This is a genomic window from Stenotrophomonas sp. INTA L402-1 (genome assembly GCF_059295135.1).
This window is the reverse complement of record NZ_JCAFWP010000014.1, coordinates 91,637-98,382: the sequence shown is the minus strand read 5'-3', so window position 1 is coordinate 98,382 and position 6,746 is coordinate 91,637. Positions and strand designations below refer to the sequence as shown.

The following is a 6,746-nucleotide window of genomic DNA, read 5'->3' as shown; positions in this document are numbered from 1 at the left end:
AGATGTGTATAAGAGACAGCCTGCGATCAGCCGAAGATGCCCGGCAGATCCAGCCCCTTTTCCTTCGCGCAGTCGATCGCGATCTCATAGCCGGCATCGGCATGGCGCATCACGCCTGTGGCCGGGTCGTTCCACAGCACGCGGCCAATCCGTTTGGCCGCCGCTTCGGTACCGTCGCAGACGATCACCATGCCGGCGTGCTGCGAGAAGCCCATGCCGACGCCGCCACCGTGGTGCAGCGACACCCAGGTCGCGCCGCTGGCGGTGTTGAGCAGGGCGTTCAGCAGCGGCCAGTCGGAGACCGCATCGGAGCCATCAGCCATCGCTTCGGTTTCGCGGTTCGGCGATGCCACGCTGCCTGAATCCAGATGGTCGCGACCAATCACCACCGGCGCCTTCAGTTCACCGTTGGCGACCATTTCGTTGAAGGCCAGGCCGAGGCGATCACGGTCACCCAGGCCGACCCAGCAGATGCGCGCCGGCAGGCCCTGGAACTTGATCTTCTCGGCAGCCATGTCCAGCCAGCGGTGCAGGTGCGGGTTGTCCGGAATCAGTTCCTTCACCTTGGCGTCGGTCTTGGCGATGTCTTCCGGGTCGCCGCTCAGTGCGGCCCAACGGAACGGGCCGATGCCACGGCAGAACAGCGGGCGGATGTAGGCCGGCACGAAACCCGGGAAGTCGAACGCGTTCTCCACGCCTTCTTCCAGCGCCATCTGCCGCAGGTTGTTGCCGTAGTCCACGGTCGGCACGCCCAGTGCGTGGAAGCCGAGCATGGCGCGGATGTGGTTGGCCATCGACGCGCGCGCGGCCTTCTCCACTTCCTTCGGTGCACTCACACGCTTCTCATCCCACTGTTCGACGGTCCAGCCCTGCGGCAGGTAGCCGTTCACCGGGTCGTGCGCGGAGGTCTGATCGGTCAGTAGGTCCGGCTTCACGCCGCGCTTGAGCAGTTCAGCCAGTACGTCGGCGACGTTGCCGAGCAGGCCCACCGACTTCGGCGTACCGGCCTTGCACGATTCGTCGATCAGGCGCAGCGCTTCATCCAGGTTGTCGGTCCAGGTGTCGAGGTAGCCGGTGCGCAGGCGCATGTCGATGCTGCTCTTGCGGCATTCGACGGCCAGGCACGAGGCGCCAGCCATCACGGCAGCCAGCGGCTGTGCGCCGCCCATGCCGCCGAGGCCGCCGGTGAACAGCCACTTGCCGGTCAGGTCGCCACCGAAATGCTGGCGGCCCATCTCCACGAAGGTCTCGTAGGTGCCCTGCACGATGCCTTGCGCGCCGATGTAGATCCAGCTGCCGGCAGTCATCTGGCCGTACATGGCCAGGCCCTTTTTATCCAGCTCGTTGAAGTGGTCCCAGTTGGCCCAGCGCGGCACCAGGTTGGAATTGGCGATCAGCACGCGCGGCGCATCGGCATGGGTGCGGAACACGCCCACCGGCTTGCCCGACTGCACCAGCAGGGTCTGGTCGTCGTCCAGGCGCTTGAGCGTCTCGACGATGGCATCGAAGCTCTCCCAGTCGCGCGCGGCGCGGCCGATGCCGCCGTACACCACCAGTTCCTGCGGGCGCTCGGCCACGTCCGGGTGCAGGTTGTTCATCAGCATGCGCAGCGGCGCTTCGGTCAGCCAGCTCTTGGCGTTGAGCGTGGTGCCGGTCGGCGCGGCAATGGTGCGGGTCGGGTCGTTGCGGGTCATGCGGCGCTCCGGTTCGTAGCGAATTCAAGGCAGGCGTTGAGCACCTGCGCCAGGGTATGGCGCAGCGGTGCGGCGTGGTCGGGGTCGAGCGGGGTGGGCCAGCTGTGTTCGTCCACCTGGTCCGGCAGGGGTTCGTGCATGTAGCCGCGGCAGGCAAGTTCCATCTGCAGGCTGTGCACGCCGCCAGCGACGTTGCTGTAGTGGCGGGTGATCCAGCCGCCCTTGAAGCGGCCGTTGCGCACCTGGCTCATGCCACTGATCTTCAGCAGGTTCTCCACCACATCGCTCAGCGCGTTGTCGCAGGAGGTGTCCGGAGCACCGGAGGGACCGGCGGTGCCGAGATTGAACTGCGGCAGCTCGCCGTCGAACAGGTGCGGGATATGCGAGCGGATCGAGTGCGCGTCGTACACCACCACGGTGCCGTGGCGTGCACGCAGGCGTGTGATCTGCGAAGCCAGCGCATCGTGGTAGGGCAGGAAATACGTGTCGCGGCGACGGGCGATTTCCGCGTCATCCGGTTCGCGCCCGGCGTGGTACAGCGGCTGGTTGTCGAAGGTGGTCAGCGGGCACAGGCCGGTGGTGTTCTGGCCTGGGTACAGCGACACACCGCTGGGATCGCGGTTGAGGTCGATCACCGAACGCGAGATCGCCGAACGCACCGTGGTCGCGCCCATGCCGCGCGCGAAGTCGTACAGCTCGTGTACCCACCAGTCGGCATCGCGGCGGGCCAGCCACGGCGAGTGGTAGTCGCCAATCAGGTCGTGCGGCAGTTCGCTGCCGGTATGCGGGAAGCTGACGATCAACGGGGCATCGCCTTCGTGTACCGTCAGCCATTCGGGATGGGCACTCATGCCTGCGGTTCCACGGTCGGCAGCAGCTCCGCCAAGCCCTGTGCCAGCGCGCCGCTGCGCACCAGGTTCGTGGCGGTCACCATGTCCGGGTGGAAGTAGCGGTCTTCTTCCAGCGTCGGCACCTGCGCACGCAGGGTGGCGCGCACGGATTCCAGCGCGGCACTGGAGCGCAGCGGCGCGTGGAAGTCGCAGCCCTGCGCGGCGGCCAGCAGCTCGATGCCGATCACGTTGGCGGCGTTCTCGGCCATCTGCATCAGGCGGCGTGCACCGTGCGCGGCCATCGACACATGGTCTTCCTGGTTGGCCGAGGTCGGGATCGAATCAACGCTGGCCGGGTAGGCGCGCTGCTTGTTTTCCGACACCAGCGCGGCCGCCGTCACCTGCGGGATCATGAAGCCGGAATTCAGGCCCGGGCGCGGGGTCAGGAACGCCGGCAGGCCGGACAGCGCCGGGTCCACCAGCATCGCCAGGCGGCGCTCGCTGATCGAACCGATCTCGCACACCGCCATCGCCAGCATGTCGGCGGCGAAGGCCACCGGTTCGGCATGGAAGTTGCCGCCGGACAGTGCTTCGCCGGTATCGGTGAACACCAGCGGATTGTCGGAGACGCCGTTGGCTTCGATTTCCAGCGTGGTCGCCGCCTGGCGCAGGATGTCCAGTGCCGCACCCATCACCTGTGGCTGGCAGCGCAGGCAGTACGGATCCTGCACGCGCACGTCGTTGTCGCGGTGCGATTCGCGGATGCCCGAGTCCTGCATCAAGCTGCGCAGGGTGGCAGCGGTTGCGATCTGACCGCGCTGCCCACGCAGGGCATGGATGCGCGGATCGAACGGCGTATCCGAGCCCTTCGCGGCTTCCACCGACAGCGCACCGGTGACCAGTGCGGCCTGGAACACGGTCTCGATCTCGAACAGACCGGCCAGCGCATAGGCGGTGGAGAACTGGGTGCCGTTGAGCAGCGCCAGGCCTTCCTTCGCACCCAGCTCGATGGGCTGCAGGCCAGCACGTGACAGTGCATCGATCGCCGGCAGGCGTTCGTCACCGATGAAGGCTTCGCCCACGCCCAGCATCACGCTGGCCAGGTGCGAGAGCGGCGCCAGATCGCCGGAGGCACCGACCGAGCCCTGTGCGGGCACCACCGGCAGCACGTCCTTGACCAGCATCGCTTCCAGCAACAGCAGGGTCTCCTCGCGGATGCCCGAAGCACCCTGCGCCAGGCTGACCAGCTTCAGCGCCATCATCAGGCGCACCACGCTGGCGGGCATCGGCTCGCCAACACCGGCAGCGTGCGAGAGCACGATGTTCCGCTGCAGGGTGGCCAGGTCTTCGCGCTCGATGCGCACGCTGGCCAGCTTGCCGAAGCCGGTGTTGATGCCATACACCGGTGCGCCCTTGGCGACGATGGCAGCCACGGTCGCGGCACTGGCACGCACGGCCGGCAGCGCGGCCGGGTCCAGTGCAAGCGGTGCACCGCGATAGGCCTGCCGCCACTGGGCGAGGGTGACATGGCCGGGGCGAAGAACCAGGGTGTTGCTCATGTGTTGCTCCAGGAGGCAGGCAGGTCGGGCTGTCCGCGCACCACGCGCGCGTGCAGCGGGTTGAATCCAATGCGATAGACCAGGTCGGCGGGGGCGTCGATGTCCCAGATCGCCAGGTCGCAGTCCATGCCGATGGCGAGGCGACCGATGCGATCGCCACGGCCCAGTGCGCGCGCTGCTTCACGGGTGAAGCCGGCGATGCACTCGTCCACGGTCAGGCGGAACAGGGTGGCGCCCATGTTCATGGCCAGCAGCGGGCTGGTCAGTGGTGATGTGCCGGGGTTGCTGTCGGTGGCCAGCGCCAGTGGCACGCCGGCCGCGCGCAGCGCGGTAATCGGCGGCAGGGTGGTATCGCGGGTGAAATAGAAGGCGCCCGGCAGCAGCACGGCGACAGTGCCGGCCGCGGCCATCGCGGCGATGCCGGCGTCGTCCAGATGTTCGATATGGTCGGCCGAGAGTGCACCGAAGCTGGCGGCCAGTTCGGCGCCATGCTGGTTGCTCAGCTGCTCGGCGTGGATCTTGATCGCCAGTCCGTGCGCGCGCGCGGCTTCGAAAACCTGCCGTGCCTGCGCGGGTGAGAACGCGATGTTCTCGCAGAACACATCCACCGCTTCGGCCAGGCCTTCGGCAGCGATGGCCGGAATCATCACATTGCACACTTCGTCGGTGTACTCCTGTGCTTCACGGCCCGGCGGAATCGCGTGCGCACCGAGGAAGGTGGTCACCACGTTGACCCGGCATTCCTCGCCCAGCGCGCGCGCCACCTGCAGCTGCTTGCGTTCGTCGGGCAGGGTCAGGCCGTAGCCGGACTTGATCTCGAGGGTGGTCACGCCCTCGGCGCGCATTGCCAGCAGGCGCGGCCGGCTTTCGCGGGCCAGCTGTTCCGGGGTGGCAGCACGGGTGGCGCGCACGGTGGAGACGATGCCGCCGCCGGCACGGGCGATGTCGGCATAGCTGACGCCCTGCAGGCGCTGCTCGAATTCGTTGGCGCGGTTGCCGGCGTAGACCAGGTGGGTGTGGCAGTCGATCAGGCCGGGCGAAATCCAGCGGCCTTCGCCGTCGATGCGGGTGGTCGGCTGCAGGTGGGCATCGCTGCCGGCCGCGCCGACATGGACGATGCGGCCGTCGGCGCAGGCCAGTACGCCATCGCGGATGACACCCAGCCCCTCGCCATCGAGGGTGATCAGGTGAACGTTGGACCAGAGGGTATCGACGTGCATGGCATCCACAACGCGGCTGTGCTTATATGTCTATACAATATAGGCGTCCATTTCGGGTTGTCCAGCCATGTCCGATTCGCGTTCCCCGCCCAGTTTCCATGCCGCCCACGCCCTGCTGGTCGAGGGTTGGGCCCGCGATGTCCGCCTGCAGGTGCAGGACGGTCGCTTCACGGCGATCAGTACGGGGCAGGGCGCGCAGGCGGGTGATACCCGTGTCGGCATCCTGGTGCCGGGCCTGCCCAACCTGCACAGCCATGCCTTCCAGCGCGGCATGGCCGGGCTGACCGAGATCGGCGGCGGCGACGGTGACAGCTTCTGGAGCTGGCGCGAGCTGATGTATCGCTTCCTGGCCCATCTGCGCCCGGACGCGGTGCAGGCCATCGCCGCCCAGGCCTACATGGAAATGCTGGAAAGCGGCTTCACCCGCGTCGGCGAATTCCATTACCTGCACCATGATGCTGACGGCCGGCCGTATGCCAACCGTGCCGAGATGAGCGCGCGGATTGCGGCGGCGGCCGACCAGACCGGCATCGGGCTGACCCTGCTGCCGGTGTTCTATGCGCATGCCGATTTCGGCGGAGCGGCACCGAACCCCGCGCAGCGACGCCTGATCCACGACGTGGACGGCTTCGCGCAGCTGCTGGACGCCGCGAAGCCGTCTTTGGCCGCGCTGCCCGATGCGGTGCTCGGCATTGCCCCGCACAGCCTGCGTGCAGTCACCGGCGAGGAATTGAGTGCTTTGCTGCCGCTTACCGACGGCCCGGTGCACATCCACATCGCCGAACAGGTGCGCGAGGTGGAGGCCTGCCTGGCCTGGAGCGGCCAGCGCCCGGTGCAGTGGCTGTACGACCATGCGCCGGTGGATGCGCGCTGGTGCCTGGTGCATGCCACCCACATCACCGACGATGAGCGCGCCGCCATCGTGGCCAGCCAGGCGGTGGCCGGCCTGTGCCCGATCACCGAAGCCAACCTTGGCGACGGCCTGTTCCCGATGCAGGCGTTCGCGCGCGAGGGTGGGCGCTTCGGTGTCGGCTCCGATTCCAATGTGCTGATCGACGCGGCCGAAGAACTGCGCCTGCTCGAGTACGGTCAGCGCCTGACCCTGCGCGGGCGCAATGTGCTGGCCCCGGATGCCACCCGCAGCACCGGCCGCTTCCTGTTCGAGGGTGCGCTGCACGGCGGTGCACAGGCGTTGGGCGTGGCCGCCGGGCTGCAGGTTGGCGCCAGTGCCGACCTGGTCGAGCTGGATGCCGCACACCCCGCGCTACAGGCGCGGCAGGATGACGCATGGCTTGACAGCTGGGTGTTCGCCGCACGTAATGGCGCGCTGCGATCGGTCTGGCGCCATGGCCGCCAGTGCGTGGCCGACGGCCGCCACCTGCAGCGCGAGGCGATCACCACCGCCTTCGCTGCCGCCCTGCGCGGCGTGCTGGGCTGATCGCC

At 68.0% G+C, this 6,746-nt stretch carries 5 protein-coding genes; 1 reads left to right on the top strand and 4 read right to left on the bottom strand.

Annotation, left to right across the window (positions count from 1 at the left end):
- Positions 1 to 26 precede the first annotated feature (26 nt).
- From hutU to hutI, 4 genes are read right to left on the bottom strand one after another with little or no spacing between them, the layout of a single operon-like run.
- On the bottom strand, positions 27 to 1,694 hold the full coding sequence (gene hutU, locus AC5O77_RS10445; RefSeq protein WP_478056878.1) for a urocanate hydratase: 1,668 nt from the start codon (positions 1,692 to 1,694) through the stop codon (positions 27 to 29).
- Positions 1,691 to 2,545 carry an N-formylglutamate deformylase gene (hutG, locus tag AC5O77_RS10440; protein ID WP_478056877.1) on the bottom strand — a complete coding sequence of 285 codons (855 nt, stop codon included), beginning with the start codon at positions 2,543 to 2,545 and terminating at the stop codon, positions 1,691 to 1,693. Before hutG ends, hutU begins: the two co-directional genes overlap by 4 nt.
- Entirely contained in the window at positions 2,542 to 4,083 is a 1,542-nt protein-coding gene (gene hutH / locus AC5O77_RS10435) for a histidine ammonia-lyase (RefSeq protein ID WP_478056876.1), read from the bottom strand. The genes hutG and hutH overlap by 4 nt, the downstream gene beginning before the upstream one ends.
- Positions 4,080 to 5,303, bottom strand: coding sequence for an imidazolonepropionase (gene hutI / locus AC5O77_RS10430; protein WP_478056875.1), 1,224 nt, complete (start codon positions 5,301 to 5,303; stop codon positions 4,080 to 4,082). The genes hutH and hutI overlap by 4 nt, the downstream gene beginning before the upstream one ends.
- A gap of 67 nt (positions 5,304 to 5,370) precedes the next feature.
- Here hutI and AC5O77_RS10425 point away from each other — a divergent pair, with 67 nt between their 5' ends.
- Positions 5,371 to 6,741 (top strand): formimidoylglutamate deiminase, encoded by a 1,371-nt coding sequence (locus AC5O77_RS10425; protein WP_478056874.1) that lies wholly within the window; start codon positions 5,371 to 5,373, stop codon positions 6,739 to 6,741.
- Positions 6,742 to 6,746: the final 5 nt, after the last annotated feature.